25 protein-coding genes and 2 pseudogenes are annotated in these 25782 nt (G+C 70.5%); 14 read left to right on the plus strand and 13 right to left on the minus strand.

Going from position 1 to position 25782, the window contains the following annotated elements; translation table 11 throughout:
* Positions 1–7: 7 nt before the first annotated feature.
* A pseudogene (locus ACWC09_RS03335) lies at positions 8–518 on the plus strand (NAD-binding protein); the annotation flags it as partial.
* Positions 519–594: 76 nt separating this feature from the next.
* Positions 595–1575, plus strand: coding sequence for an NAD(P)H-quinone oxidoreductase (locus tag ACWC09_RS03340; RefSeq protein ID WP_450847994.1), 981 nt, complete (start codon positions 595–597; stop codon positions 1573–1575).
* Positions 1576–1577: 2 nt separating this feature from the next.
* Here the strand turns inward: ACWC09_RS03340 and ACWC09_RS03345 are convergent, their stop codons facing one another.
* Positions 1578–2213, minus strand: a complete 636-nt coding sequence (locus tag ACWC09_RS03345; protein WP_450847996.1) for a hypothetical protein — start codon at positions 2211–2213, stop codon at positions 1578–1580.
* Positions 2214–2292: 79 nt separating this feature from the next.
* On the opposite strand from ACWC09_RS03345, the gene ACWC09_RS03350 reads away from it, so the two are divergent.
* Both ACWC09_RS03350 and ACWC09_RS03355 read left to right on the plus strand, forming a co-directional pair.
* Complete coding sequence (locus tag ACWC09_RS03350; protein WP_450847998.1) at positions 2293–2838, plus strand: PadR family transcriptional regulator; 546 nt, start codon at positions 2293–2295, stop codon at positions 2836–2838.
* Between the two features lie 85 nt (positions 2839–2923).
* Positions 2924–3469: a bacterial proteasome activator family protein gene (locus tag ACWC09_RS03355; protein ID WP_450848000.1), complete on the plus strand. Its 546-nt coding sequence runs from the start codon at positions 2924–2926 to the stop codon at positions 3467–3469.
* A gap of 98 nt (positions 3470–3567) precedes the next feature.
* Here ACWC09_RS03355 and ACWC09_RS03360 read toward each other — a convergent pair whose 3' ends face one another.
* Positions 3568–5211: a protein kinase domain-containing protein gene (locus ACWC09_RS03360; protein ID WP_450848002.1), complete on the minus strand. Its 1644-nt coding sequence runs from the start codon at positions 5209–5211 to the stop codon at positions 3568–3570.
* Between the two features lie 334 nt (positions 5212–5545).
* On the opposite strand from ACWC09_RS03360, the gene ACWC09_RS03365 reads away from it, so the two are divergent.
* Positions 5546–7138: a protein kinase domain-containing protein gene (locus ACWC09_RS03365; protein ID WP_450848004.1), complete on the plus strand. Its 1593-nt coding sequence runs from the start codon at positions 5546–5548 to the stop codon at positions 7136–7138.
* 107 nt (positions 7139–7245) lie between these two features.
* On the opposite strand, the gene ACWC09_RS03370 is transcribed toward ACWC09_RS03365, so the two are convergent.
* On the minus strand, positions 7246–8289 hold the full coding sequence (locus ACWC09_RS03370; RefSeq protein ID WP_450848291.1) for a phosphotransferase: 1044 nt from the start codon (positions 8287–8289) through the stop codon (positions 7246–7248).
* Between the two features lie 204 nt (positions 8290–8493).
* Positions 8494–8601 (minus strand): annotated as a pseudogene (locus ACWC09_RS03375) (DNA-binding response regulator); the annotation flags it as partial.
* Between the two features lie 324 nt (positions 8602–8925).
* Between ACWC09_RS03375 and pdhA the strand changes: the two are divergent.
* From pdhA to ACWC09_RS03390, 3 genes are read left to right on the plus strand one after another with little or no spacing between them, the layout of a single operon-like run.
* Positions 8926–10074, plus strand: coding sequence for a pyruvate dehydrogenase (acetyl-transferring) E1 component subunit alpha (gene pdhA / locus ACWC09_RS03380; RefSeq protein ID WP_450848006.1), 1149 nt, complete (start codon positions 8926–8928; stop codon positions 10072–10074).
* Position 10075: 1 nt separating this feature from the next.
* On the plus strand, positions 10076–11056 hold the full coding sequence (locus ACWC09_RS03385; RefSeq protein ID WP_450848008.1) for an alpha-ketoacid dehydrogenase subunit beta: 981 nt from the start codon (positions 10076–10078) through the stop codon (positions 11054–11056).
* An 11-nt stretch (positions 11057–11067) separates the two neighbouring features.
* The gene (locus tag ACWC09_RS03390; protein ID WP_450848010.1) at positions 11068–12480 is read left to right on the plus strand and encodes a dihydrolipoamide acetyltransferase family protein; all 1413 of its coding nucleotides are present in this window, start codon (positions 11068–11070) and stop codon (positions 12478–12480) included.
* A gap of 84 nt (positions 12481–12564) precedes the next feature.
* Here ACWC09_RS03390 and ACWC09_RS03395 read toward each other — a convergent pair whose 3' ends face one another.
* The 4 genes from ACWC09_RS03395 to ACWC09_RS03410 all read right to left on the minus strand — a co-directional run bounded on the left by ACWC09_RS03395 (position 12565) and on the right by ACWC09_RS03410 (position 15864).
* A complete protein-coding gene (locus ACWC09_RS03395) occupies positions 12565–13524 on the minus strand; it encodes a BRO-N domain-containing protein (protein WP_450848012.1) in 960 nt (319 codons plus the stop codon).
* 99 nt (positions 13525–13623) lie between these two features.
* Positions 13624–14343, minus strand: coding sequence for a class I SAM-dependent methyltransferase (locus tag ACWC09_RS03400; RefSeq protein ID WP_450848014.1), 720 nt, complete (start codon positions 14341–14343; stop codon positions 13624–13626).
* Positions 14340–14879 (minus strand): N-acetyltransferase family protein, encoded by a 540-nt coding sequence (locus tag ACWC09_RS03405; RefSeq protein WP_450848016.1) that lies wholly within the window; start codon positions 14877–14879, stop codon positions 14340–14342. The genes ACWC09_RS03400 and ACWC09_RS03405 overlap by 4 nt, the downstream gene beginning before the upstream one ends.
* A 73-nt stretch (positions 14880–14952) precedes the next feature.
* Positions 14953–15864: a D-alanyl-D-alanine carboxypeptidase family protein gene (locus tag ACWC09_RS03410; RefSeq protein WP_450848018.1), complete on the minus strand. Its 912-nt coding sequence runs from the start codon at positions 15862–15864 to the stop codon at positions 14953–14955.
* A 197-nt stretch (positions 15865–16061) separates the two neighbouring features.
* Here ACWC09_RS03410 and ACWC09_RS03415 point away from each other — a divergent pair, with 197 nt between their 5' ends.
* The 3 genes from ACWC09_RS03415 (at position 16062) to ACWC09_RS03425 (ending at position 18975) form a co-directional block, all read left to right on the plus strand.
* A complete protein-coding gene (locus ACWC09_RS03415; protein WP_450848020.1) occupies positions 16062–16724 on the plus strand; it encodes a GntR family transcriptional regulator in 663 nt (220 codons plus the stop codon).
* Positions 16721–18025, plus strand: coding sequence for an MFS transporter (locus ACWC09_RS03420; protein ID WP_450848022.1), 1305 nt, complete (start codon positions 16721–16723; stop codon positions 18023–18025). Before ACWC09_RS03415 ends, ACWC09_RS03420 begins: the two co-directional genes overlap by 4 nt.
* A gap of 176 nt (positions 18026–18201) precedes the next feature.
* Positions 18202–18975 carry a hypothetical protein gene (locus ACWC09_RS03425; protein ID WP_450848024.1) on the plus strand — a complete coding sequence of 258 codons (774 nt, stop codon included), beginning with the start codon at positions 18202–18204 and terminating at the stop codon, positions 18973–18975.
* A gap of 15 nt (positions 18976–18990) precedes the next feature.
* Here ACWC09_RS03425 and ACWC09_RS03430 read toward each other — a convergent pair whose 3' ends face one another.
* Positions 18991–19815 (minus strand): maleylpyruvate isomerase family mycothiol-dependent enzyme, encoded by an 825-nt coding sequence (locus ACWC09_RS03430; protein ID WP_450848026.1) that lies wholly within the window; start codon positions 19813–19815, stop codon positions 18991–18993.
* A 182-nt stretch (positions 19816–19997) separates the two neighbouring features.
* Here ACWC09_RS03430 and ACWC09_RS03435 point away from each other — a divergent pair, with 182 nt between their 5' ends.
* Positions 19998–20795, plus strand: coding sequence for a carbon-nitrogen family hydrolase (locus tag ACWC09_RS03435; RefSeq protein ID WP_450848027.1), 798 nt, complete (start codon positions 19998–20000; stop codon positions 20793–20795).
* A gap of 15 nt (positions 20796–20810) precedes the next feature.
* Here the strand turns inward: ACWC09_RS03435 and ACWC09_RS03440 are convergent, their stop codons facing one another.
* Both ACWC09_RS03440 and ACWC09_RS03445 read right to left on the minus strand, forming a co-directional pair.
* Positions 20811–21305, minus strand: coding sequence for an LURP-one-related/scramblase family protein (locus tag ACWC09_RS03440; RefSeq protein ID WP_450848029.1), 495 nt, complete (start codon positions 21303–21305; stop codon positions 20811–20813).
* Positions 21302–22333: a helix-turn-helix domain-containing protein gene (locus ACWC09_RS03445; protein WP_450848031.1), complete on the minus strand. Its 1032-nt coding sequence runs from the start codon at positions 22331–22333 to the stop codon at positions 21302–21304. The genes ACWC09_RS03440 and ACWC09_RS03445 overlap by 4 nt, the downstream gene beginning before the upstream one ends.
* Before the next feature lie 51 nt (positions 22334–22384).
* Between ACWC09_RS03445 and ACWC09_RS03450 the strand changes: the two genes are divergently transcribed.
* Positions 22385–22786: a cupin domain-containing protein gene (locus tag ACWC09_RS03450; RefSeq protein ID WP_450848033.1), complete on the plus strand. Its 402-nt coding sequence runs from the start codon at positions 22385–22387 to the stop codon at positions 22784–22786.
* Positions 22787–22981: 195 nt separating this feature from the next.
* Positions 22982–23794 carry a calcium-binding protein gene (locus ACWC09_RS03455; RefSeq protein WP_450848034.1) on the plus strand — a complete coding sequence of 271 codons (813 nt, stop codon included), beginning with the start codon at positions 22982–22984 and terminating at the stop codon, positions 23792–23794.
* Positions 23795–24053: 259 nt separating this feature from the next.
* Here the strand turns inward: ACWC09_RS03455 and ACWC09_RS03460 are convergent, their stop codons facing one another.
* Positions 24054–24305, minus strand: coding sequence for a DUF6458 family protein (locus ACWC09_RS03460; protein ID WP_450848036.1), 252 nt, complete (start codon positions 24303–24305; stop codon positions 24054–24056).
* A gap of 105 nt (positions 24306–24410) precedes the next feature.
* A complete protein-coding gene (locus ACWC09_RS03465) occupies positions 24411–25706 on the minus strand; it encodes a M18 family aminopeptidase (RefSeq protein ID WP_450848038.1) in 1296 nt (431 codons plus the stop codon).
* Positions 25707–25782 lie beyond the last annotated feature (76 nt).

Below are 25782 nucleotides of genomic sequence, written 5' to 3' on the forward strand. Positions count from 1 at the left end.
GTCGTCGGACGCGACCCTCAGCGAGCTGCTGAAGCGGGACGAGGTGCAGCGGGCGCGGCAGATCATCATCGCGACCCAGCGTGACGACACCGCGGTGCTGGTGACGCTGACGGCCCGGCAGCTCAACCGCGGCGCGGAGATCGTGGCCGCGGTGCCCGAGGGGGAGAACGCGGCGCTACTCCAGCGGTCCGGCGACGACGCCGTCATCACGAGTGCCGGCGCGGCCGTGCGGCTGCGCGGGCTGTCCGTCTCAGCCCCGCCGCCGGCGTGGTGATGGGCGACCTCACCAGTAGGGCAGCGGGCTCGACATCGTCGAACGGCCGGTGGTGCGGGCCGAGGTGGGCAGAAGGCCGCGGGAGACCGACGACCTGGTGGTGCGTGTCGTACGCGGGCACCGGGTGCTCGGACACGACGATCCGGCCGTCGGCCCAGTGCAGTTGACGGACCGTCTCATCATCATGTCGGCGACGCCGGGCGCACCTGTCACGTCCGACTCCCGACCGCTCCGGCAGGACTGACGGCGGAATGGGCCAGGGCGGCTGGGGCTCAGGTCGGTCGGGGGTGGGCAGGGGGCCGAGGAGTAGCGTCGGGCCCATGCATGCGATCACGATTCCCGAACCTGGTGGACCCGAGGCCCTGGTGTGGGACGAGGTCCCCGATCCGGTGGCCGGTGAGGGCGAGGTGCTGGTCGAGGTGGTGGCCAGTGCCGTCAACCGGGCCGACATCCTGCAACGGCAGGGCTTCTACAACCCTCCGCCGGGTGCCTCCGTCTATCCAGGCCTGGAGTGCGCGGGCCGTATCGCCGAGGTCGGGCCCGGGGTCTCCGGGTGGGCGGTCGGCGACGAGGTGTGTGCGCTGTTGTCGGGTGGCGGTTACGCCGAGAAGGTCGCCGTCCCCGCGGGGCAGCTGCTGCCCGTGCCGGAGGGCATCGATCTGCGGCAGGCGGCCGCGCTGCCCGAGGTGACCTGTACGGTCTGGTCGAACGTCTTCATGATCTCCCACCTGCGGCCCGGCGAGACTCTGCTGGTGCACGGCGGCTCCAGTGGCATCGGCACGATGGCGATCCAGCTGGCCAAGGCCGTCGGGGCGAACGTCGCCGTGACCGCGGGCACCAAGGAGAAGCTGGACTACTGCGCCGCGCTGGGCGCCGACATCCTGGTCAACTACAAGGAGCAGGACTTCGTCGAGGAGGTCAGGCAGGCCACCGACGGCGCGGGGGCGGACGTCATCCTCGACAACATGGGGGCCAAGTACCTCGACCGCAACGTCCGGACCCTCGCCGTCAACGGGCGCCTCGCCATCATCGGCATGCAGGGCGGCATCAAGGGCGAGCTGAACATCGCCGCGCTCCTCACCAAGCGCGCCGCCATCAGCGCGACCTCGCTGCGGGCCCGGCCGCTCGGCGAGAAGGCGGCGATCGTGGCGGCCGTACAGGAGCATGTGTGGCCGCTGCTGGCGGGCGGCCATGTCCGTCCGATCGTCGACCGGGAGCTGCCGATGAGCGACGCGGCGGCCGCGCACCGGGTGGTGGAGGAGAGCGGGCACATCGGCAAGGTGCTGCTGGTCGTGCCGTAGTCCTAGCTCCGCCGCAGCCGTAGCCCGATGAAGGCGAGGCCCAGGCCGAGTCCGATCAGGACCAGGCCGCTGCCCAGCGGGAGGATCCGCAGGACCGGCTCGGCGGGGGTCCCGGGCCGGGCGACGGTCTGGCCCACCGGCCGGGCCGGGACCTCGGGGGTGACCGCCGTGGCCTGAGCCGAGTCGACGGCGTCCGGGCTCTCGGCCGCACCCCCGTCGTCCTCCGGGTACGCGCCGTCCTCGTCGCCCTCCGCCTGGTCGGTGCCCCCGTCCGTCGCCGTGGCCGTCGGCTCGTCCGGCCGCCCTGGCCGCTCCCGCCCCTCCCCGGCCACACTGCCGGCCCGCGAGGGCGCACCGGGCGACGCGGAGCCGGAGGGGCCCGGTGTGGGGGTCTGCCCGGCAGTGGGTGCCCTGTCGGCATCCCGCGTGGGCCCGGCCTTGTACGACGGAACAGTGGCCGACGGTGAAACGGCCCCCTGCGTGGGGGTGGTCGCACCGAGAGCAGCACCGGCGTGCACAGGAGCGGCGGCACACACCGAAGCCGCCGCGTACGACGCCCCGCCCCCGTACAACAACCCCATCACCCCCGCCCCCACCACCAGTCCCGTAGCCCCCACTCTGCGTACGCATCCAGTCACGCCCCCAGCGTCACGCCGCTCCACGGGTCCGGCACGCGTAGTTCCGCCAAATGCCCCGAACCCACTGCACAATCCGGTTATGTCGATTCGTCACGGTCTGCTGGTGCTCCTGGAACGCGGCCCCCGCTACGGCTCACGGCTGCGTACCGAGTTCGAGGCGCGGACCGGGGGGACGTGGCCGTTGAACATCGGGCAGGTCTATACGACCCTCGGCCGGCTGGAGCGGGACGGGATGGTCGTGCAGGACGGGGAGGACGAGGCGGGGCGGGTGCTGTACTCGCTCACCGAGGTGGGCCGGGGCGAGCTGCGGGCCTGGTTCGCGCGGCCCGTGGAGCGGGCCAGTCCGCCGCGCGACGAACTGGCGATCAAGCTGGCCCTGGCGGTCGGGGCACCCGGTGTCGACGTACGCAAGGTCGTCGAGGCGCAGCGCCGGCATGTGGCCGACGCCATGCACGAGTACGTACGGCAGCGGGCGCAGGCGCTGGCCCAGGCGCCGGGGCATCCGGACGAGATCGCGCGGCTGCTGGTCCTGGAGCAGCTGATCTGCCACGCGGAGGCCGAGATCCGCTGGCTCGACCACTGCGAGGCCCGGCTGCTGCGGCTGAACAGCACCCCACCGGAGTGACGGAATCTCCCGCCCCCAAACGGTGGATCACCCTTCACGGGGGGCACCACGGTGATGAGATGCACGGGTGCGAGAGAATGGCGGCATGGAGATGCCGAGGAACGAACGGTCGCCGGAGAATCCCCAGATCCTGGTCGTGGGCCAGGACGGCATGGCGATTGGCGGCGTAGGCGGCGACGAGGACTCCCGCGAGATTCCGGTGACGGAGCAGGTCGAGCAGCCGGCCAAGGTGATGCGGATCGGCAGCATGATCAAGCAGCTGCTCGAGGAGGTGCGCGCCGCTCCTCTGGACGAGGCCAGCCGCGCCCGGCTCAAGCAGATCCACCGCAGCTCGGTGAAGGAACTCGAGGACGGTCTGGCGCCGGAGCTGGTCGAGGAACTGGAGCGGCTGTCGCTGCCGTTCACCGACGAGGGCACTCCGAGCGACGCCGAACTGCGCATCGCCCAGGCCCAGTTGGTGGGCTGGCTCGAGGGTCTCTTCCACGGCATCCAGACCACGCTGTTCGCCCAGCAGATGGCCGCGCGGGCGCAGTTGGAGCAGATGCGCCGCGCCCTTCCGCCGGGTGTCGGCGGTCACGAGATGGGCGAGGACGGACAGACGGCGGGCCGTTCGGGCGGGCCGTACCTCTAAAGCGCACACACAAGCGCACACACAAGCGCACACATACAAGGGCACACGTACATGGGCCCGGCGGCCGAGCGGCTGCCGGGCCCTTCGGCTTCACCGAGTCAGGACGGGTTGCCCGTCGACACCTGGAGCGTGATCACCACGTTGTCCGGGTCGGTGTCCGAGCCGGCCTCGGGGCTCTGGTCGATCACCGCGCCCTGGCCGTACGTGTTCTCGTCGTACTCCTCGGTCTTCACCGTCCAGCCCGCGGCGTCGGCACAGTCCTTGACCGAGTCGATGTACTTGAACCGGAAGTCGGGCACCTGGATCTTGTTCTCGTCGGTGTACGACTCGTTCGGTTCCGTGCACTCCGTCGTGTCCATCGTCTTCGTCTTGTCCGGCCCGCGCCAGCCCGCCGCGTGCGTGGCCGACGTGGTCGTCTCGGAGGTGACGTCGCTGGTGCCGCCGCTGCTGCCCTGGTTGCTGCTGCCGCCGCTGTTGAAGAGCAGGGCCGCGAGCAGGGCGGTGACGGCGATGATGCCGACGATGACCGAGATGACGATCACCGGTTTGTTGTTCTTGTCGCCCCCCGAGGGCACGGTCGTCACCGGCTGCGGGGCGATGTTGTACGGCGGCGGGGTCTGCCCCTGCTGCGGGAACGGCGGCGGCGTCCGGTAGCCGCCCTGCTGCGGATAGCCGTACGAGGGCGAGGGCGTGGGCACGGGGGCCGGTGTGCCGTACGGGTTCGGGGGCGGCGTCGGCTGGTACGGCTGCTGGACCGGGGCCGGCGGCGGGGTCGCGTGGCTGACCGGCGGGAACACCGCGGCGCCGACGCCCGCGCCGCTCTGCGCCGGGGCGCTCGGCACGATGCTGGGCGGGGCGGCCTGGAAGGAGGCGGCCACGCGCAGGCACTCGTCGCGCATGGCCACGGCGTTCGGGAAGCGTTCGTTCGGGTTCTTCTTCAGCGCGCGGGCGACCAGCGCGTCCACCGCGGGCGGCAGCGCGCGGTTGATCGAGGAGGGCGCGACCGGCTCCTCCTGCACATGCGCGTACGCGATCGCCAGCGGCGAGTCCGCGTCGAACGGCAGCCGCCCGGTGACCAGTTGGAACAGCATGACGCCGACCGAGTACAGGTCGGACCGGGCGTCCACACCGCGGCCCAGGGCCTGCTCGGGCGAGAGGTACTGCGGGGTGCCGACGACCATGCCGGTCTGCGTCATGGAGGTGACACCGGACTGCATCGCGCGGGCGATGCCGAAGTCCATCACCTTGACCACGCCGCGCTTGGTCACCATCACGTTGCCCGGCTTGATGTCCCGGTGGACCAGCCCCATCTCGTGGCTGATCTCCAGCGCGGCCAGCACGTCCGCGGTGACCTTCAGCGCCTTGTCGGCGGGCATCGCGCCGAACTGCCGTGCGTCCGTGTCGAGCACGGAGCCGAGCGGGCGGCCCTCGACGTACTCCATGACGATGTACGGCGTCGTCGCCTCGCCGACGGTGTCCTCGCCGGTGTCGAAGACCGAGACGATATTGGTGTGCGTGAGCTTCGCCACGGCCTGCGCCTCACGGCGGAAGCGCTCGCGGAAGGCCGGCTCCCGGCCGAGCTCGGTGTGCAGGGTCTTGATCGCGACCTGCCGGTCGAGCACCGAGTCGTAGGCGAGATGCACGGAGGCCATGCCACCCTGGCCGAGCAAGTCGCGCAGCTGATAGCGGCCGCCGGCGAGCGACTGCCCGGCGTACTGGCCCTGCGCGCCGTCCTGGCTCATCTGTCCGCGTCCCCCATCGGCCTTCCGGCGCCGGCCGTCTTGTTGATCGAATGGCTCATTCCCGGCCAAGTCTGCCCGAGGGCACTGACACGTCAAGCCAGGTGCCCGTTCCGTGACCGTACGCGAAAGAAGCGTCGCGGGAGCGTTACAGAGGCTGTACGGCCGGTACACAGAATTTGCACGATGGCATCGGGTGACGGTTTGATGGCCGGTCCGTCTCATGCCGGTTCCGGCCCCCTTCTCGGACCGGCGGCTTGCGTTGAGGCTGTAGCGTGGCCGACGGAGACCGTAACAACACCGCGCGCACCGCGGGCAGAAACGACGGCGAGGACCGATGGCACAGCAGCAGCGCGCTCAGGGCCCGTCCGACCCCGAGGCGACTGGCGGCGGTATGTCAGATGCGCCGGAGCTGTGGGGTAACGGCGGGCTGGTCGGCGACGGCCGATATCGGCTGACCCGCAGACTCGGCCGGGGCGGAATGGCGGAGGTGTTCGCCGCGGAGGACGTGCGCCTCGGGCGCACCGTCGCGGTCAAGCTGCTGCGCGCCGACCTCGCCGAGGACCCGGTCTCCAAGGCCCGCTTCACCCGCGAGGCCCAGTCGGTGGCCGGCCTCAACCACCACGCGATCGTCGCCGTGTACGACTCCGGCGAGGACACGGTGCCGGGCAGCGGCTACGGCGCGGGGGGCGCCCAGAGCGTCCCGTACATCGTGATGGAGATCGTCGAGGGGCGGACCATCCGCGACCTTCTGATCAACGCCGAGGCGCCGGGCCCCGAGCAGGCCCTGATCATCGTCTCCGGGGTCCTGGAGGCGCTCGCCTACTCGCACCAGCACGGCATCGTGCACCGTGACATCAAGCCGGCGAACGTCATCATCACGCACACCGGTGCGGTGAAGGTGATGGACTTCGGCATCGCGCGTGCCCTGCACGGCGCGCAGTCGACGATGACGCAGACCGGCATGGTCATGGGCACGCCCCAGTACCTCTCCCCGGAGCAGGCGCTCGGCAAGGCCGTCGACCACCGCTCCGACCTGTACGCGACGGGCTGCCTGCTGTACGAACTCCTCGCGCTCAGGCCCCCGTTCGTCGGCGAGACCCCCCTTTCGGTGGTCTACCAGCACGTCCAGGACATCCCGGTCCCGCCGTCGCAGATCTCGAACGGCGAGGCCCCGCCGGAGCTCGACGGCCTGGTCATGCGCTCCCTCGCCAAGGACCCCGACGACCGCTTCCAGACCGCCGAGGAGATGCGCGGGCTGGTCCAGTACGGGCTGCAGATGCTCTACGACCAGGGCGGCCACACCGGCACCTGGAACACCGGCCCGGTCGCCATGCACGAGGGCCGCAACACCCCGGCCGGGGGCTTCGCCGGCACGACCGTGATGCCCCACCCGGCCGACCCCGCCTCGGGCACCACGCAGATTCCGCAGCAGATCCTGCCCCAGGGCTACGGCGGCGGGGACGACGGCGGGTTCGAGGGCCACGGCAACCACGGCAGCGGCCGCGGCAAGCTGTGGATCCTGGCCGTCCTCGCGGTGATCGCCATCGCCGCGGGCGTCGCTCTGGCGTTGCAGCACAACGGCGGCTCAGGCAGCGGTTCGGGCTCCTCGGAGTCGCCGACGACCTCGCAGACCAGCAAGGACACGGCCACCGAGTCGCCGACCGACACGGCGACGGACGAGCCGACGGACACGTCGACGGACACCTCGACGAACTCCGGCTCGGGGGACTACACACCGTCCTCCACGCCGTCGTACACACAGTCGCCGACGGCGAGCAGCCAGCCGACCAACCAGCCGACGACGAGCAACCCGACGACCGCCGCACCGTCGGACGACCCGACGACCGCCCCGCCGTCGGACGACCCGACGGACCCGGGGGCGAGCAGTGACGGCGGTGTGTCGACCGGGATCGTGGGCGGCAACTGACCCAGGACCCGGCCGGTCGACTCCTCGCGCGCGCAGGGGCGTAAAACGCCTCTACGCGCGCGTGCTGTTTCCGGGTCCCCGGGGCACGCCGCTTCCGGGTTCCCGCCTCACCCCGCGAAGGCCTCGCACACCGTGTCATACCCCCGCGTCCACCAGACGGCGAGCGCCGAGGCCGCCGGGAACTGGCAGTCCGCGCGGGTGTCGCCGCGTTCGTAGTGCCAGCGCAGCATCCAGAAGTCGTTGAGCCGCTCCCACCACACGCGGTGCACGGCCGCCTCCAGCTGGGAGGGCGTGGCCCCGGCCGCGCGCCGGTACGCGCGCGCGTACGCCCGCACCTTCGGCAGGTCGAGCTCCCCGACGGGCCGTACGAAGAAGATCGCGGCGGCGCGTACGGCCTCCTCCGCGCGCGGGCGCAGACCGAGCCGGTCCCAGTCGACGATCGCGGCGGGCGCGTCGCCCCTGTAGAGCAGGTTGAACGGGTGGAAGTCACCGTGCACCCAGCCCACCGAACCACCACGGGGAGGCCGCCGGTCGGCATGCCGCTCCAGCAGCGCCCGCCGCTCCAGAAGCCGGTGGCGGGCCAGCTCGTCGAAGGAGTCGGCGGGGCGGTGCCGGCGAACGTGGCCGAGCAGTTCGTCGATGAGGGCGAAGGTGTCGGCGGGATCGGCACTGCCGACGGCACCGGGCGGTTCTGCGCAGGCCCGCGCCGTCCCTTGGGCCTCCGCACGCCCCCGAGCCCGCGCCGACATCACCTCCTCCAGACTCGCGTGTACGACGCCCAGGAGCGCCCCCAGTCGCTCGCACTGGCCGGTGCCGAGCTGGCCGCCGTGGCGGTGTCGGCCGTCGATCCAGGGGTGCAGGGCGTAGGCGTGGCCGCCGACGACGGCGACGGTGCGGCCGTCCCGGGCGGGCAGCGGGGGCGCCACGGGAACGCCGAGGTCGGCCAGGCGCTGGGTGGCGCGGTGCTGGCGGGCGATGGCGGCCGGGTCGGCGGTCTCGGGGTCGAAGTGGTGCTTGAGGAAGTAGCGGCCGCGGGTCGTGCACAGGCGGTAGCCGCGGTTCAGCAGGCCCTGCTCGACGGGCTCGCAGGAGAGCGCGGAACCGGCGCCGTACTGGCGCAGCAGGGCGCCCAGCGGGGGCGCGTGAGGCACTTGGGGTGGTACAGGGGAGCGCGGCACGCGCCAGATGCTAGGGCACGGGACAGGCCTGTGAGCTGGGCGTTGTCACAGGCAGTCGTCGTCAGTCGCTTTCGGTCACAGGGTGGGCGCGATGTGGCGTCCCAGGGCACCGTCGGTGGAGTGCACGGTCCCGAACTGCGGCTCGACGCCGACCACGAGGCGCCGGGCGAAGGATGTGCCGACCTCTTCGATGTCGTCCTCGACCGAGAGCACCTCACGGACCCCGCGCCGGACCACCACGTGATCGTCGAGAAGAAATACCCTGATTCTTCCCGCTTCGTGCACGCGGTAAGTGAAACACGGAAACTCTTCCGGTGACCTGGGTAGACGGGATAACGTGCCGTTGCTCCGGCCTCCTGCAAGGCTGTGACCAGCGCCCCTTCGACCCCTTCTCGATTTACTTGGAAATCCAAGCAAAATCGCAGGTCAAAGGGGGTTTCACAGAAATGTGGCGCACTGGGTAACGTGATTCTTGCAGGGCGCTCGCCGGGGCACCTGTCACGCCTGTTCCGGCCGAGTGGCACCCACCCCGTGCACGGGTGTCGGAAACAGGTGAGCCGCACTGGTTTACCCGGCAACCCCGGGGGCCGGACCGACGGAGGAGCACACGTGACCGTGGAGAGCACTGCCGCGAGCAAGCCGCGACGCAGCGCCGGGACCAGGAAGTCCCCGAGCACCAAGCCCGAACTCGTTCAGCTGTTGACGCCGGAGGGCAAGCGCGTCAAGAACGCCGAGTACGACAAGTACGTCGCCGGCATCACTCCCGATGAGCTTCGCGGGCTCTACCGCGACATGGTGCTCACCCGCCGCTTCGACGCGGAGGCCACCTCCCTGCAGCGCCAGGGCGAGCTGGGCCTGTGGGCCTCGCTGCTCGGCCAGGAGGCCGCGCAGATCGGCTCCGGGCGGGCCACCCGCGAGGACGACTACGTCTTCCCGACCTACCGCGAGCACGGCGTCGCCTGGTGCCGCGGGGTCGACCCGACCAACCTGCTGGGCATGTTCCGCGGCGTGAACAACGGCGGCTGGGACCCCAACAGCAACAACTTCCAGCTCTACACGATCGTCATCGGCTCCCAGACGCTGCACGCCACCGGCTACGCGATGGGCGTCGCCAAGGACGGCGCGGACAGCGCGGTGATCGCGTACTTCGGCGACGGGGCGAGCAGCCAGGGTGACGTCGCGGAGTCCTTCACCTTCTCCGCGGTCTACAACGCCCCGGTCGTCTTCTTCTGCCAGAACAACCAGTGGGCGATCTCCGAGCCGACCGAGAAGCAGACCCGCGTCCCGCTCTACCAGCGCGCACAGGGCTACGGCTTCCCGGGCGTCCGCGTCGACGGCAATGACGTCCTGGCCTGCCTGGCCGTCACCAAGTGGGCGCTGGAGCGCGCCCGCAACGGCGAGGGACCGACGCTGGTGGAGGCCTACACCTACCGCATGGGCGCCCACACCACCTCCGACGACCCGTCCCGCTACCGCGGCGACGACGAGCGGCTGGCCTGGGAGGCGAAGGACCCGATCCTGCGCCTTCGCCGGTACCTCGAGGCCTCAAACCACGCGGACGAGGGATTCTTCGCGGAACTCGAGGCCGAGTCCGAGGCGTTGGGCAAACGAGTGCGTGAGGCGGTCCGTGCCATGCCGGACCCGGACCACTTCGCCATCTTCGAGAACGCATACGCGGACGGGCACGCGCTCGTCGACGAGGAGCGAGCCGAGTTCGCCGCCTACCAGGCGTCGTTCGCGGACGGAGAGGGGGCCTGACATGGCAGCCGAAAAGATGGCTCTGGCCAAGGCGATCAACGAGTCGCTGCGCCGCGCCCTGGACTCCGACCCCAAGGTCCTCGTCATGGGCGAGGACGTCGGCAAGCTCGGCGGCGTCTTCCGCGTGACGGACGGTCTGCAGAAGGACTTCGGCGAGAGCCGCGTCATCGACACCCCGCTCGCCGAGTCCGGCATCGTCGGCACGGCGATCGGCCTGGCGCTGCGCGGCTACCGCCCGGTCGTGGAGATCCAGTTCGACGGCTTCGTCTTCCCGGCCTACGACCAGATCGTCACCCAGCTCGCGAAGATGCACGCGCGCTCGCTCGGCAAGGTCAAGCTCCCGGTCGTCGTGCGCATCCCGTACGGCGGCGGCATCGGCGCGGTCGAGCACCACTCCGAGTCCCCGGAGTCGCTGTTCGCGCATGTGGCGGGCCTGAAGGTGGTGTCGCCGTCGAACGCGTCGGACGCGTACTGGATGATGCAGCAGGCCATCCAGTCCGACGACCCGGTGATCTTCTTCGAGCCCAAGCGGCGCTACTGGGACAAGGCCGAGGTCAACCCCGAGGCGATCCCCGGCCCGCTGCACAGGGCCCAGGTCGTCCGCGAGGGCACCGATGTGACGCTGGTCGCCTACGGCCCGATGGTGAAGCTCTGCCATGAGGTCGCCGACGCGGCGGCCGAGGAGGGCAAGAGCCTGGAGGTCCTGGACCTGCGCTCGATCTCGCCGCTGGACTTCGACTCGATCCAGGCCTCGGTGGAGAAGACCCGCCGGCTCGTGGTGGTCCACGAGGCGCCGGTGTTCTTCGGCTCGGGCGCGGAGATCGCCGCCCGGATCACCGAGCGCTGCTTCTACCACCTGGAGGCACCGGTGCTAAGGGTCGGCGGCTACCACGCGCCGTACCCGCCGGCCCGCCTGGAGGAGGAGTACCTGCCGGGCCTGGACCGGGTGCTCGACGCAGTCGACCGCGCCCTGGCGTACTGAGGAGAGGGTTCGTGACGACGATGACGGAAGCGTCCGTACGCGAGTTCAAGATGCCGGACGTGGGTGAGGGGCTCACCGAGGCCGAGATCCTCAAGTGGTACGTCCAGCCCGGCGACACGGTCACCGACGGCCAGGTGGTGTGCGAGGTCGAGACGGCCAAGGCGGCGGTGGAACTGCCCATCCCGTACGACGGCGTGGTCCGCGACCTGCACTTCCCCGAGGGCACCACCGTGGATGTCGGCACGCCGATCATCGCGGTGGACGTCTCGGGCGGCACCGCGGCTCCGGTCCAGGCCCCGGCTGCGGCTTCGGCGGAGGCTGTCGCGCCGACCGCCGTCGAGGAGAAGAAGCCCGCGGGCTCCGGCCGCCAGCCGGTGCTCGTCGGCTACGGCGTCGCCGCCTCCTCGACCAAGCGCCGCCCCCGCAAGGGCCCCGAGGTCGTGGTCTCCCAGGCCTCGACGGCGCTCCAGACGGAGCTGAACGGCCATGGGCCGGTGGTCGAGGCCCCGAAGGAGCGCCCGCTCGCCAAACCGCCCGTGCGTAAGCTGGCGAAGGACCTCGGCGTCGACCTCGCGACGATCACCCCGTCCGGCCCGGACGGCATCATCACGCGCGAGGACGTGCACGCGGCGGTCGCACCTGCACCCGCGGCGGAGCCGGTCACGGCAGCTCCGACCCCGGCCGTCTCCGTGCCCCCGGCTCCCGTCTCCTCGTACGACACGGCTCGCGAGACCCGTGTCCCGATCAAGGGTGTCCGCAAGGCCACGGCGGCGGCGATGATCGGCTCGGCGTTCACGGCGCCGCACGTCACGGAGTTCGTGACGGTGGACGTGACCCGCACGCTGAAGCTGGTCGAGGAGCTCAAGCAGGACAAGGAGTTCACGGGCCTGCGGGTGAACCCGCTGCTCCTGATCGCCAAGGCGCTGCTGGTCGCCATCCGCCGCAACCCGGACATCAACGCGTCCTGGGACGAGGCGGCCCAGGAGATCGTGCTCAAGCACTACGTCAACCTGGGCATCGCCGCGGCCACCCCGCGCGGCCTGATCGTCCCGAACATCAAGGACGCGGACGCCAAGACACTGCCGCAACTGGCCGAGTCGCTGGGGGAGCTGGTGTCGACGGCCCGCGAGGGCAAGACCTCGCCCGCCGCGATGCAGGGCGGGACCGTCACCATCACCAACGTCGGCGTCTTCGGCATCGACACCGGCACGCCCATCCTCAACCCCGGCGAGTCCGCGATCCTCGCGGTCGGTGCGATCAAGCTCCAGCCGTGGGTCCACAAGGGCAAGGTGAAGCCGCGCCAGGTCACCACCCTGGCCCTCTCCTTCGACCACCGCCTGGTCGACGGCGAACTCGGCTCCAAGGTCCTCGCCGACGTGGCGGCCATCCTGGAACAGCCCAAGAGGCTGATCAGCTGGGCGTGACGGTCCGGGCACGATAGGTTGAACACTGAAGGGACGGCCGCAACTTCAGCTTGCGGCCGCCCCTTCTGTCATTCGGTGGACTGATCAGCCCCGGTTGAGCACGTACACCGGCGCCCCGTCCGCCGCCGCACCCTGCGAGCGGATACAGGCGTGCTTGCGCAACAGCCGCAGGCACTCATTGACCCGGTGCACGGAGAGTCCCGTTCGGGCAGCGATCGATTCCAGCGGCTGCCGGAGCTCGCCCTCTTCGACGAGAACGGGCGCGATGACCACGGCGACCGTCCAGACGTCCTCGGTCACGGACAGACGCCGCCGCCAGTCGGCCAGGACGGTCTCCGTGGTGGGGCGGGTGGGGAACTCGGCAGCGGGTGCCGGATGGTGGAGGGTCAACGCGTCCAACCGGTCGGCGATGCGCTCCATGGCCTGGGCCATCATCTGCTGGGCGGCGAGGGTGGCACGTTGCAGCTCCACCATCTGTTCCTGCAGGGCCAGGATCCTGTCCTGAGTGGTGGCGAACCGCTCGTCGGCCTGAAGATTGCGCTCCTCCAGCCGGACGATGGCCTCGGCGACCTGATCCGGCATGGCGTACGCGATGGGGGCACCGGGGTCGGCGGGCTGTACCTCGGCCTCTTCGAGAGTGTAGGAACCCTCTCGCTGGACGGTCGCGATCACTTCTGCGGCCCACTGTTTGAAGGGCAGACAGGCGGGTTTGGTACAAGCGTTGACCAGAAGGATTAGACCTTGCAGAGAGATGACGTTCAGGTCTCGACGCCACTCCCTACCTGCGGGAATGCTGAGACCGTAACCTCCAGTTAGGGTCTCAAGAGTTTCTCGATGGTCCTCTGGGACATGGTCGGAGAGTGCCTTCTGCGGGTTGGTGTGCCCCAACTCCTTGCACACATCCACCGCCGGAAACCAATGCGCCCCGTCCGACATCGTCAGCCGTCGTACGCGGGCTCCCGTAGCCGCGTACACGAAGTCGCCGAGGTCGATCGCGTCCTTCTGCGCCCCGGGATGAGGCTGGTGCTTGCTGGGTTCGATCATGTGAACCACCTCCGCCCCGGACGCTAGGGCGGGGAAAATCGAATATGCCAACCCACACAAGGAAGTTCACGATCACGAGGGAAGAGATCGCAGACTCCGCTACGAAACGGCGTCCTCAGGTGTACGCGCGTGCGCCCGTGTAGCAGCGCTCTTCAGTCGGACCGAGGCAGGCCGCCGCGCCACCACCGTCCCGAACCCCCGCTTCCCCGCACCCCCCGCCGGCTCCTGTGCCACCCGAGCCGTCACCGCCAGGCCCGCCTCCTCCAGGAGCTCCACGAGCCGTTCCAGCGGCAGGAGATGGGACTCGTAGGAGACCGGGCGGCCACCGTAGGCCTGGGTCGGACGGAGGTGGGCCTCGGTGCCCACGTGGCCGGACAGGAGCAGGCAGCCGTTGGGCGCGAGAGTGCGGGCGAATTCGGCGTAGATGAGCGGGAGTTGGTCCGGTGGGGTGTGGTGGGTGGAGAAGTAGGCCAGGATGCCGCCCAAGGTGCCGTCCTCGATGTCCAAGGCGGTCATCGAGCCCACGCTGAAGGGCAGTTCGGGGTGGGACTCGCGGGCCAGCTCGACCATCCTCGGTGACAGGTCGATGCCGAAGGCGGGGACGCCCAGTCCGGCCAGATATGCCGTCACGAAGCCCGGTCCGCAACCGACGTCGGCCACCGGGCCGAGTGCGGAGTCGCGCACGGTCTCCGCGAACATTCTCAGCAACGCGCGCGACAGCGGATCCAGTTCCGCCGGCCTGGGGACCTGTTCGGCATAGGCGTCGGCGACGGCGTCGTACGACTCGCGGATCGCGGTGAGGTACGTGGGCTCGGTCACCCCGCGACTCCAGAGGCTCGGTTCAAGTCCAGCCGCAGGCGTACGTAGTCGGCCTCGCACGGGCCCGGGCGGCCGTGGCCGTCGGGGCGCCAGCCGTGACGGGCGTAGAAGGCCCGGGCCCGGGTGTTGCGTTCCCAAGCCTCGAGTACGCCGGTGGTCAGCGAGCGTTCGCGCAGAAGGTTCACGAAACCCTCGTGCAGCAGGCTGCCGATGCCCTCGCCCCAACTGCCCGGCCGGACATGGATCTGGTACAGCCGGCCGGCCGTCGAGGGGGCGACGTCGTCCTCGTGGGTCGGGCCCATCGACAGCACCCCGGCCACCTCGCCTCCGGCCCGCACGGCGCACAGCACCGTCCGGTCCTCGCGCTCGATCGCCCGTTGCCAGGCCGCATGCCGTTCCACGCGTGCCTCGGGCGAGGTCAGTTCCTCGTCCGACCATCCGCCCGCCTCGTAGTACGCGATCCTGGCCGCCGTGTGGATGTCCGTCACGGCTTCCAGGTCGGCGGCGGTGGCCGGGCGCAGGGAGAAGAGGGTCATGGTGCGGGGGACGAGAAGGGCGCGAAGCGTGGTTCCCGCTCCGCGCCCCTTCGGGCTACTGCCCCGACCGACGTCAGCCGATCGTCGCGAACCCGTAGTTCAGCAGCTTCTTCGCGTCCGCCTCGCGCTGGGCGATGGAGGTGGAGGCGAGGACGGTGCCGATGACCGTCTTGCCGTTGCGGGTGGCGGCGAAGACGAGGCAGTACTTGGCCTCGGGGCCGGAGCCCGTCTTCACGCCGATGGTGCCGCTGTAGCTGCTCAGCAGGCCGTTCGTGTTGGTCCACGGCGACATCGTGCGGGTGGAGCCCGTCTTGGTGATGGTCTTCGCCGTGTACGACTTGGTCTTCACGACCGTGCGGAACGTGGAGTTCTTCATCGCGCTGCTGGCGATCTTCGTCAGGTCGCGCGGCGTCGAGTAGTTGTTGCCGTTGCCGATGCCGTCGAACGAGTCGAACTTGGTGTTCGTCAGACCCAGGTTCTTCGCGGCGGTGTTCATCTTGCCGATGAAGTTGGCCACGCGCTTGGCCCGCGTCGAGCCGCTGCCGTACGTGTCGGCGAGCGCGTACGCGGCGTCGCAGCCGGACGGCAGCATCAGCCCGTACAGCAGCTGACGGACGGTGACCTTGTCTCCGACGATCAGGTGCGCCTGGGAGGCGTTGTTGGCGACGACGTAGTCGCTGTACGCCTTCTGGATCGTGACCTTCTTGTCCAGGTTCAGGTTCGACTGCGCGAGCACGACCTTGGCGGTCATGATCTTGGTGGTGGAGCCGGTGGAGCGCTTGGTGTCCGCTGCCTTCGTGTACAGCGTCTTGCCGTTCGCGTTGTTCATCACGTAGCCGCCCTGGGCCACGATCGAAGGCTTGGTGACAGCCTGCGCGGGCGCGGCGGCCAGGGCGCCGCTCGCGAGCACGGCGCCTGCGGTCACGGTGACCGCGGCGGCTCGGCGGAAGCGGCTGCCCTTGATGCCGGTGATGGCGGTAATCAACTGAAATACCCCGATTACGTCGAATGCCCCTGCGGTGCGGCCGAGTTGGAGGCAAGAGTGAGGTGAGAGAAAACGGGGCCGCACTCGTGTGACACGTAACTAGCACAGATGGTTGTGCGGTTACTGAGGCGGGGGCCCGACCGTCCGGATGGTGGACCGGCGACCTCATGCGTACGTGTTGTATCTATGCTGTTCCCATGACCACGCCGGGGACCCTGACCATCAAGCAACCACCCGCCGCCGACCGCGTCTACACCCACGTCAAGCAGGGTGTCCTGGAGCGCCGCTACGAGGGCGGCACCCTTCTGACGGAGGGTGAGCTCGCCGAGGCCGTCGGGGTCTCGCGCACACCGGTGCGCGAGGCGCTGCTGCGGCTGGAGGTCGAAGGGCTGATCAAGCTCTACCCGAAGAAGGGCGCCCTGGTCCTGCCCGTCTCCGCGCAGGAGATCGCGGACGTCGTCGAGACCCGGCTGCTGGTCGAGCAGCACGCCGCCCGCAAGGCCGTACCGGCCCCCGCGGGCCTGGTGGAGCGCCTGGAGGAGCTGCTGGCCAAGCAGAAGCAGCAGGCTGCCGCCGGTGACCTCGCCGGGGCCGCGGTCACCGACCGCTGCTTCCACGCCGAGATCGTCCGCAGCGGGGGGAACGAGATCCTCTCCCGCCTCTACGACCAACTCCGCGACCGGCAGCTGCGGATGGGCGTCGCCGTCCTGCACTCCCACCCCGACCGGATCGCCAAGACCCTCGTCGAGCACGAGGAGATCCTTCAGGCGCTGCGTTCGGGGGACGCGGAGGCGGCGGTCGCGGTGGTCAACCGGCACGTCAGCTGGTTCTCGCACCTCGCGCGGGGTGAGGTCCGATGAGGTCGTCCGCCCACACCACCCTCCCGGGCGACCCTCCGGGCGGCCGGCGCGCGATGGCCGTCTGGGGCGTGGGCGTCTCGGTCTACTTCGTCGCCGTCATCTTCCGTACGTCCCTCGGTGTGGCCGGCCTCGACGCGGCCGACCGCTTCCATGTCAACGCCTCGGCGCTGTCGACCTTCTCGATCCTGCAGTTGCTGGTCTACGCCGGTATGCAGATACCGGTCGGTCTGCTGGTGGACCGGCTCGGCACCAAGAAGGTGCTGACCATCGGCGTGGTGCTGTTCACGGCCGGTCAGCTGGGCTTCGCCTTCTCCCCCTCGTACGGCACCGCCCTCGCCTCCCGCGCCCTGCTGGGGTGCGGCGACGCGATGACGTTCATCAGCGTGCTGCGGCTCGGCACACGCTGGTTCCCGGCCCGGCGCGGCCCGCTGGTCGCACAGCTCGCGGGCCTGGTCGGCATGGCGGGCAACCTGGTCTCGACCCTCGTCATCGCCCGACTGCTGCACGGCGTCGGCTGGACCGCGGCCTTCGCGGGCAGCGCGTTCGCCGGTGTCGTGGTCCTCGTCCTGATGCTGCTGTTCCTCAAGGACCACCCCGCGGGCCATGAGCCGGAGCCGATGCCGCACCAGGGCGCGGCCTACGTGCGACGCCAGATCGCCGCCTCCTGGCGCGAGCCCGGCACCCGGCTCGGGATGTGGGTGCACTTCACCACCCAGTTCCCGGCGATGGTCTTCCTGCTCCTGTGGGGCCTGCCCTTCCTGGTCCAGGCCCAGGGCCTGTCCCGCGCCACGGCCGGCGAACTGCTCACCCTGGTCGTCCTGTCGAACATGCTGGTCGGTCTCGTCTACGGCCAGATCGTCGCCCGGCACCACACGGCCCGGCTGCCGCTGGCGCTGGGCACGGTCGGCGCGACGGCCCTGATGTGGGCGGTGACGCTGGCCTACCCGGCCGACCACGCGCCGATGTGGCTGCTGGTCGTGCTGTGCGCGGTCCTCGGCGCCTGCGGCCCGGCCTCCATGATCGGCTTCGACTTCGCCCGCCCGGCCAACCCGCCGGAGCGTCAGGGCACGGCGTCCGGCATCACCAACATGGGCGGCTTCGTCGCCTCGATGACCACGCTGTTCCTGATCGGCGTACTGCTCGACGCGACCGGCGACAACTACGCGGTCGCCTTCTCCGCGGTCTTCGTGCTCCAGGCCCTGGGCGTCAGCCAGATCCTGCGGCTGCGCGGGCGGGTCGCCCGCCGGGAGCGGGAGCGGCTGGTGGCCAGCCGGGTGGAGACGGTGCATGTGCCCGCCTGAGGGCGCGGTTCACCCCAACGGGCGTTCACAGCGGGGATGTTGCTCTGTCATGGGCGTGTGACAGGGATGTCGTGAAGCGAGGACGGGCGTGACCCGAGGGGTTCTCGGAACCTCATAGTCGTCGAACGCACCGACCGCGTTCGAACGAACTACCCGCTTCCGAAGGGAACCCCGCGATGAACCGCCACTTCCGCAAGGCCGCCGTCGTCACCGCAGCGATCACGGCCGGGCTGGTGATGACGGCGTGCCAGAACGGCTCGACGCACAGCAGCGGTTCCACGGGCAGCGACAGCTCCACGGGCAGCGCCGGCTCCCAGCACACGTCCGTGGCCAAGACGTCGAAGACGTCCGGTTCGTCGAGCAAGCAGGGCTCCGGTACGGCCGCCCAGAACGCGTCGAGCTCCCAGCAGGGCGTGAGCGGCACCTTCGCCGGCGGCACGGTCAGCTACGTCGCCCCGGGCAAGTACATCGTGCACATCTCCGGAAAGACCGACCAGGCCTTCTTCGTCGCCGACGGCACACAGGTCTACGGCGCCGGCACCATCTGCGGCAGCGCGCGCTGCACCCTGGACGAGCTGGAGACGGCGACCAGGAAGGCCGCCGTCACCGCCGACGTGACGATGAGCAAGGGCGTCGCCACTGTCGTACGCGAGCGCCGCGACGCCGCGACCGGCACCGGCAAGAAGGGCGTCAACGGCACCTGGTTCGGCAACGTCTCCTACCTCGCACCGGGCAAGTACACGGTCTCCGACCAGAAGGGCTTCGAGCAGGCGTTCTACGTCGCCGACGACACCAAGGTGTACGGCGCGGGCACCATCTGCGGTGACTCGGCGTCGTCCGGCACCACGCGCTGCACCCTGGACCAGCTGGAGGCCGCCGTGAAGAAGGGCCTGGACGCCGAGGTCCGGATCACCGACGGCGTCGCCACCACGATCACCGAGGACCACTGAGCCCCCGGCTCGCGGCTACGCCGTCACCGCGAAGTTCCGCAGGATCGCCGCCGTCAGCTCCTGGTCGCCCTCGGCCTTGACCCGGTCCGCCACCGCCTCCGGCGTCACCCGGCCGCAGGCCAGGCGGACGTAGGTCTCCCAGTCGAGGGTGAAGGTGGCGGCGGGGCCCAGGGCGGGGGCCGTCTCCAGGGTGCCGCGGCCCTGGATGTCGACGCGGATGGTGCGCAGGAACTCGATCGGGCCGTGCACGTCGAAGACGATCGCCGAACTCCGGGGCGCGTCCGCCTTCTCGGCGACCACCTCGGGGAGCGCGGCGAGGAGCACGTCACGGGCGATGTGCGCGCCGGGGGAGTCGAGGTCGCCGGGGCGGCCGAGGGCGGCGCGCAGGTCCTGCTCGTGCACCCAGACGTCGAAGGCGTGCCGACGCATGGACTCCTCGAGCGTGAGCTCGCTGCCGAGCGGAGCGCGCACCTTGGTGCCCGGGTCGCGCGACTCGTTCCGCAGCTGGCGGTTGCGGCGGATGATCACGTACTCCAGCTCGGAGGTCATCTCCGGTGCCGTGTGGTGGCGGCGGACGTCGACCTGCATCTCCATGTAGCGCTGGTAGTCGTTGGTGACGTGGAAGAGGTCGCGGGGGAGAGTGTGGATGGGCCGCGGGTCGCCGAGCATCTCGCAGTCCAGTCCGATGACATGGGAGACCACGTCTCGGACCGACCAGCCCGGGCACGGCGTCCGCCGATTCCACTCTCCCTCCACAAGCGGCCCCACCAGCTCGGATATCGCTTCGATGGAGTGGGTCCAGGCGTCGGCGTAGGGCTGGAGGGTGGGATGCAGACTCACGGAACGGGACCCCTCGGCGGTCGGTACACGGGCAGGTGGTGGCGGCGTTGCCAGCGGGAGGTGGCTGCACTCGGCGGGTGTCTTGAGACGCTAAGTTACGCTGCTGTGAGGCACCCCGGCAGTGCTTTCGTGTGACGATCGTAGGCCCGTATCAACGGCTCGAATGCCAGGACGGCGGTAGTATGCGCGCCTCTCTCATCCAGATCGCCGTAGAAGCGGGCGAATCGGTCGGATCGCGTCGGGGCCGGGTTGCTTCTCTGGTAAGGGAGCAGGCGGGCGCCGATCTCGTGGTGCTGCCGGAGCTGTGGACCACGGGTGCGTTCGCCTACGAGGGGTTCGCCGACGAGGCCGAGCCGCTGGACGGGCCGACGTACGAGGCGATGGCCAAGGCGGCGAGTGACGCGGGCGTGTGGCTGCACGCGGGGTCCATTCCCGAGCGGGACCCGGAAGGTCCGCTCTACAACACCTCCCTCGTCTTCTCCCCCTCCGGCGACCTGGCCGCCGCCTACCGCAAGATCCACCGCTTCGGCTTCGACAAGGGCGAGGCCGTGCTGATGGGCGCGGGCGAGGAACTGGTGACGGTTCGTCTGCCGCAGACGACCCTCGGCCTGGCGACCTGCTACGACCTCCGCTTCCCCGAACTCTTCCGCGGTCTCGTCGACGCCGGCGCCGAGACCCTGGTCATCCCGGCGGGCTGGCCGGAGCGCCGCCGGGCGCACTGGACGCTGCTGGCCCAGGCGCGGGCGGTCGAGAACCAGGCGTTCGTGCTTGCCTGTGGAACGGCCGGGACACATGCGGGGGTTCCACAGGCGGGTCACTCGATCGTGGTGGATCCGTGGGGCGAGGTGCTGGCGGAGGCGGGGTCGGACGAGGAGATCCTCACCGTGGACCTCGACCCGGCGAAGGTCGCGACGACGCGCGAGCAGTTCCCGGCACTGAAGGACCGCCTGCTCGGCCTGGAGCCCCCGCGCCGGGCGTAGTCGGCTCTCGGACGCTCAGTCGTCCTCCCGCTCCTTCTCCGCCAGGTGGATCACGCACACCGCCACCGCGATCAGCAGCGCCGGGTCCGCGTCCTCGCGGACCACGTCGACGCCGTACGTCTCCCGGACGTGCAGCCAGCGGCGCGAGATGACGGCCAGCAGCTCACCGTCGTACTCGACGGCGAACTCGCGGTCGAGGATCTTGCCGCTGACGTCGAGTTCGGTGCCGTCGACCAGGGACACCCGGTAGTGGTTGCGGAGCAGGGACAGTCGTTTGCGCTTGATGGTGGCGAGGGTATTCCCGTCCCGCTCGATCACCATCGTGTCGCGCAGGGCGAACATCTTCTGGTGGATGTCGATCAGGACACTCCCGCGTGTGTCCTTGAGCTCGAAGGTGTCCCGCAGCCGCATGGCCTTGCCGTCGACGAGGAACACCTTGGAGCCGTGCTCGTCCTCGATCCAGTAGTCGTCACCGATGCCGAGGAGCCGGTCGCGTACGAGGAATCTCATACCCACACCGGTTCCCCGGCGGCCGGTCCGAAACGCCGCCGGTAGGCCGACGGGCTGAGTCCGGTGCGCTCCCGCACCCGCGCGCGCAGGTTGGCCGCGGTCCCCAGGCCGCTCCGTGCCGCCACCACGTCCAGCCGCTCCTCCCCCCGCTCGATGAGCCGGCACGCCAGCGCCACCCGCTCCCCCGTCAGCCAGGCCAGCGGGGTCGTCCCCAGCTGTGCCCGGAAGCGCCGGTGCAGTGTGGCGGGGGAGACGGCCGCGCGGGCGGCGAGCCCGGCCACCGTCAGCGGCTCCCCCAGCCGCTCCTGCGCCCACGCCAGCAGCGGCCCGAGCGACTCGTCCGGCACGTCCGGCACCGGCCGCTCCACGAACTGCCGCTGCCCGCCGTCCCGGTGCGCGGCGAAGACCAGGCGCCGGGCGACCGCGTTGGCGAGCTCGGCGCCGTGGTCGAGCCGCCAGATGTGCAGCCCCAGGTCGAGGGCGGCGGCGCTGCCCGAGGCGGTGAGGATGTCGCCCTCGTCGACGAACAGCACGTCCGGGTCGAGCAGGACCGCAGGATGCAGGGCCCGGAAGCGGTCGGCCCACATCCAGTGGGTGGTGGCCCGCCGCCCGTCCAGCAGCCCGGCCTCGGCGAGCGCGAAGCTTCCCGTGCACAGGCTCATCACCCGCGCGCCACGCGCGTGCGTACGGCGGATCGCGTCCAGGACGGCCGCCGCGCGCGGGACGACGTTGTCGGGCCGGCCCGGCACCACGAGGGTGTCCGCGTCGTCCGCCGCCTCCAGACCCGGCACTCCGGTCAGGGTGAAGAAGCCGTGGTTCATGCGCACCTCACGCGCGGGCGCGCACAACGTCACCTCGTACAGCGGCCCCGACAGCCCGAGTTCGGGCCGCGGCAGCCCGAACAGCTCGGTGGCGACGCCTACTTCGAAGGGGTTCGTGCCCTCGTCGACGACGACCGCGACCCGGTGCGGCCGGCGGGGACGAGAGGGCTGCGAGGGCGGAGGAGGTTGAGAGGATTCTTGCGCCATGTGCGATTCCTAGCACTCGTACGCCGGCCCGGGCACCCCGACGATGAGCCCATGACCAGCACACAGAGCGAACCCGTCTCCCTCTCCGCCGCCCTCGCGTCCTTCACCGACCGCTGGAGCCCCCGCATCGTCACCACCGTCAACGACTACGACGTACGCGTCGCGAAGGTCGAGGGCGAGCACGTCTGGCACGTCCACGACCACACCGACGAGTTCTTCCTGGTCCTCGACGGCGAACTGCACATCTCCCTCAGGGAGCCGGCCGGCGAGCGCACCGTCGTCCTCCCCAAGGGCTCGGTGTTCACCGTCCCGCGCGGTACCGAACACAAGCCCTGTGCGCCGGTGCCCGCCGAGATCCTGGTCTTCGAACCCACCGGCACCTTCTCGGTGGGCGACCGGCACGACGAGGTGCCGGACCATGTGGACGCGACCGCCGGCCACGCTCTCACCTGACCGTCCCCCGCACACCACCGGGCGACGAGGTGTCCCGCAGGTGAACTTCGCGCGCGTGCAACAAAGTTGACCAACCAAACAGACGACCCCCGAGTCGGATCATGCACAGGGCGCACAGCGCCGCACAGTCCTCTCGGAGGTCCCACCATGCTCTCTCGTCCCGTCCGCCGCCGGGTGATACGTACCGTCTCAGCGGTGACGCTCGTCCTCGGTACGGCCCTCGCCGTCCCGCTCACCCTGGCCGGAACCGCCGGAGCGGCGACGTCGTCGGCCGGCGCGTCGGTCAACCAGTACGACTGGCAGCTCACCTACAAGGCCGCCGCCGGCCAGACCAACAAGGCCACCGTCACCGCGTCGCTCACCGCCGACAAGACGGGCATCACCTACCTGGTCGACGACGTCGTCCCGATCACCGCGGGCCACGACTGTGCCTACCCCAGCAGCTCGGACCACACCAAGGTCTCCTGCACGGTCACCTTCGTGGACAGCCAGGACCCGTACCCCGGCCTGATCGCGGACCTCGGCGACGGCAACGACACGCTCGCCTACGCCAACAACACCGACCAGATCTACACCTACGCCCAGATCTCCCTGGGCACCGGCAACGACAAGTCCACCGACTCGGGCCGTCTCGACGGCGCCTACGTCTCGGGCGGCACGGGCAACGACACCATCACCGTGGGCGCGGAGGGCCTGGCCTGGGGCGAGGCCGGCAACGACACGATCACCGCGAGCGGCGGCGACAACATCGTGCAGGGCGGCGCGGGCAACGACACGCTGCACGGCGGCTCCGGCGCCCAGTACCTGTCCGGCGACGACGGCAACGACACGATCACCGGCGGGACGTACGACGACACCCTCTACGGCGGCAAGGGCAACGACGTCCTGTACGGGAACAGCGGCAACGACAAGCTGTACGGCAACAGCGGGAACGACAAGCTGTACGGCGGCCCGGGCAGCGACACGCTCTCCGGCGGCCCCGGCACGGACGTGATCCGCCAGGGCTGACGGCACCGACGGCATCGGGGGTGACGGGCCCGACGGCCTCGGGGACGACGGGCCCAGGACGGGCGGCCGGGGCCGTTGTCAGAGGCGGGTGGCAGACCGCTCCGGTTGGACGCTCGCGGGCGAAGGAGTGGACACGCGACGACGATCCGGGTGACGCACACCCGGCCTGCCACGTGCACCAGCAGGACCGGGGCGTGTCCGTCCGCCTCACGGCGGAGGGGACGGACCGCCTGCCCCTGGTCCTGGCCGGCATGGACGATCAGACGCCGTAGCCGTCGCCGTAACCGTCCCGCCGGTGGTGGTGGACCTCCTCGTCGATGACCGGCGTCGTCGGCGGTACGACCACCCGGCGGCGGCGGGCGATACCGCTGAACGTGCTGACGCCGATCAGTCCGACGATCATGAGAATGATGCCGACGAGGTCGAGGTTGACCCCGTTCATGTGCCAGTCGGTCGCGAACGTGAGAATGGCTCCCACGGCGATGAGGATGATGCATCCGCCGAGGCCCATGCGCGTCGCCTCCCTGTCGGTTCCGGTCGTCCGGCCACTCCGGCCGGCCGGGTCAACTCCGGGTACCCACAGGGCGACTGACGGAACCTGTCCCTCCTGCGGAAGCTACCCCTCCAGGAACGCCACCAGCGCGTTCGCCAGCATGTGCGGGTCGTCGGCGCCGCACAACTCACGGGCGCTGTGCATGGAGAGGATCGCGACGCCGATGTCGACGGTCCGGATGCCGTGCCGGGCCGCGGTGATCGGGCCGATCGTCGTGCCGCAGGGCATGGAGTTGTTGGAGACGAAGGACTGGAACGGGATGTCCGCCTTCTCGCAGGCCGCGGCGAACACCGCGCGGCCCGAACCGTCCGTGGCGTAGCGGTTGTTGACGTTGACCTTGAGGATGGGGCCGCCGTTGGCGCGCGGGTGGTGCGTCGGGTCGTGCCGCTCCGCGTAGTTGGGGTGCACCGCGTGGCCCGTGTCCGACGACAGGCACACCGTGCCCGCGAAGGCTCTCGCCCGGTCCTCGAACGATCCGCCGCGCGCGAACACCGACCGCTCCAGCACGCTCCCGAGCAGCGGCCCGTCCGCACCGGTGTCCGACTGGGAGCCGTTCTCCTCGTGGTCGAAAGCGGCGAGCACGGGGATGCAGGGCAGGTCGCCACCGCCGGAGACCGCCGTCAGCGCGGCCACCGCGGAATGCACCGACAGCAGGTTGTCCATGCGCGGCCCGGCGAGCAGCTCCTTGTCCCGGCCCAGATACGCCGGCGGCTCCACGGAGTGCGTCATCAGGTCCCAGCCGGTCACCTCGCCGGCGCCCAGCCCCGCCGTCTCCTCCAGGAAGGCGATCAGGTCACCGTCGCGCACCTCGTTGCCCAGACCCCAGACGGGCGTCAGATGGCGCTGCTTGTCGAGCTTGAGCCCCTCCGCCGACACCGAACGGTCCAGATGGATGGCGAGCTGGGGAACGCGCAGCAGCGGCCGGTCCACGTTCACCAGCCGCGTCGAGCCGTCCCGCAGGGTGAGCCGGCCGGCCAGCCCCAGGTCCCGGTCCAGCCAGGAGTTCAGCAGGGGTCCGCCGTAGATCTCCACGGCCACCTGACGCCAGCCGTGCGCCCCGGTGTCCGGCAGCGGCTTGACCCGCAGGTTCGGGGAGTCGGTGTGCGCGCCGACGATACGGAACGGCGTGTGGGGCGCCGCGCCCTCGGGGACGTACCAGGCCACGATCGCGCCGCCGCGCAGCACGTACCTGCCGCCGGTCGTCCCGTCCCAGGCGTCCGTCTCCGCGACCTGCCTGAACCCTGCCTTCTCCAGTCGCTCGGCGGCACTCGCCACCGCGTGGTACGGCGACGGGCTCGCCGTGAGGAAGGACATGAGGTCGTCGGTGTGGCCGCGGTCGAAGCGGGGGGGTTCGCTCATGGGGTTCACCTTAACGACGTACGAGGGCCCGCTCCGCGTACGGGGAGCAGGCCCTCGTGAGGGCGATGTGGAGTTT

The sequence above is a fragment of the Streptomyces sp. NPDC001617 genome (assembly GCF_053596855.1).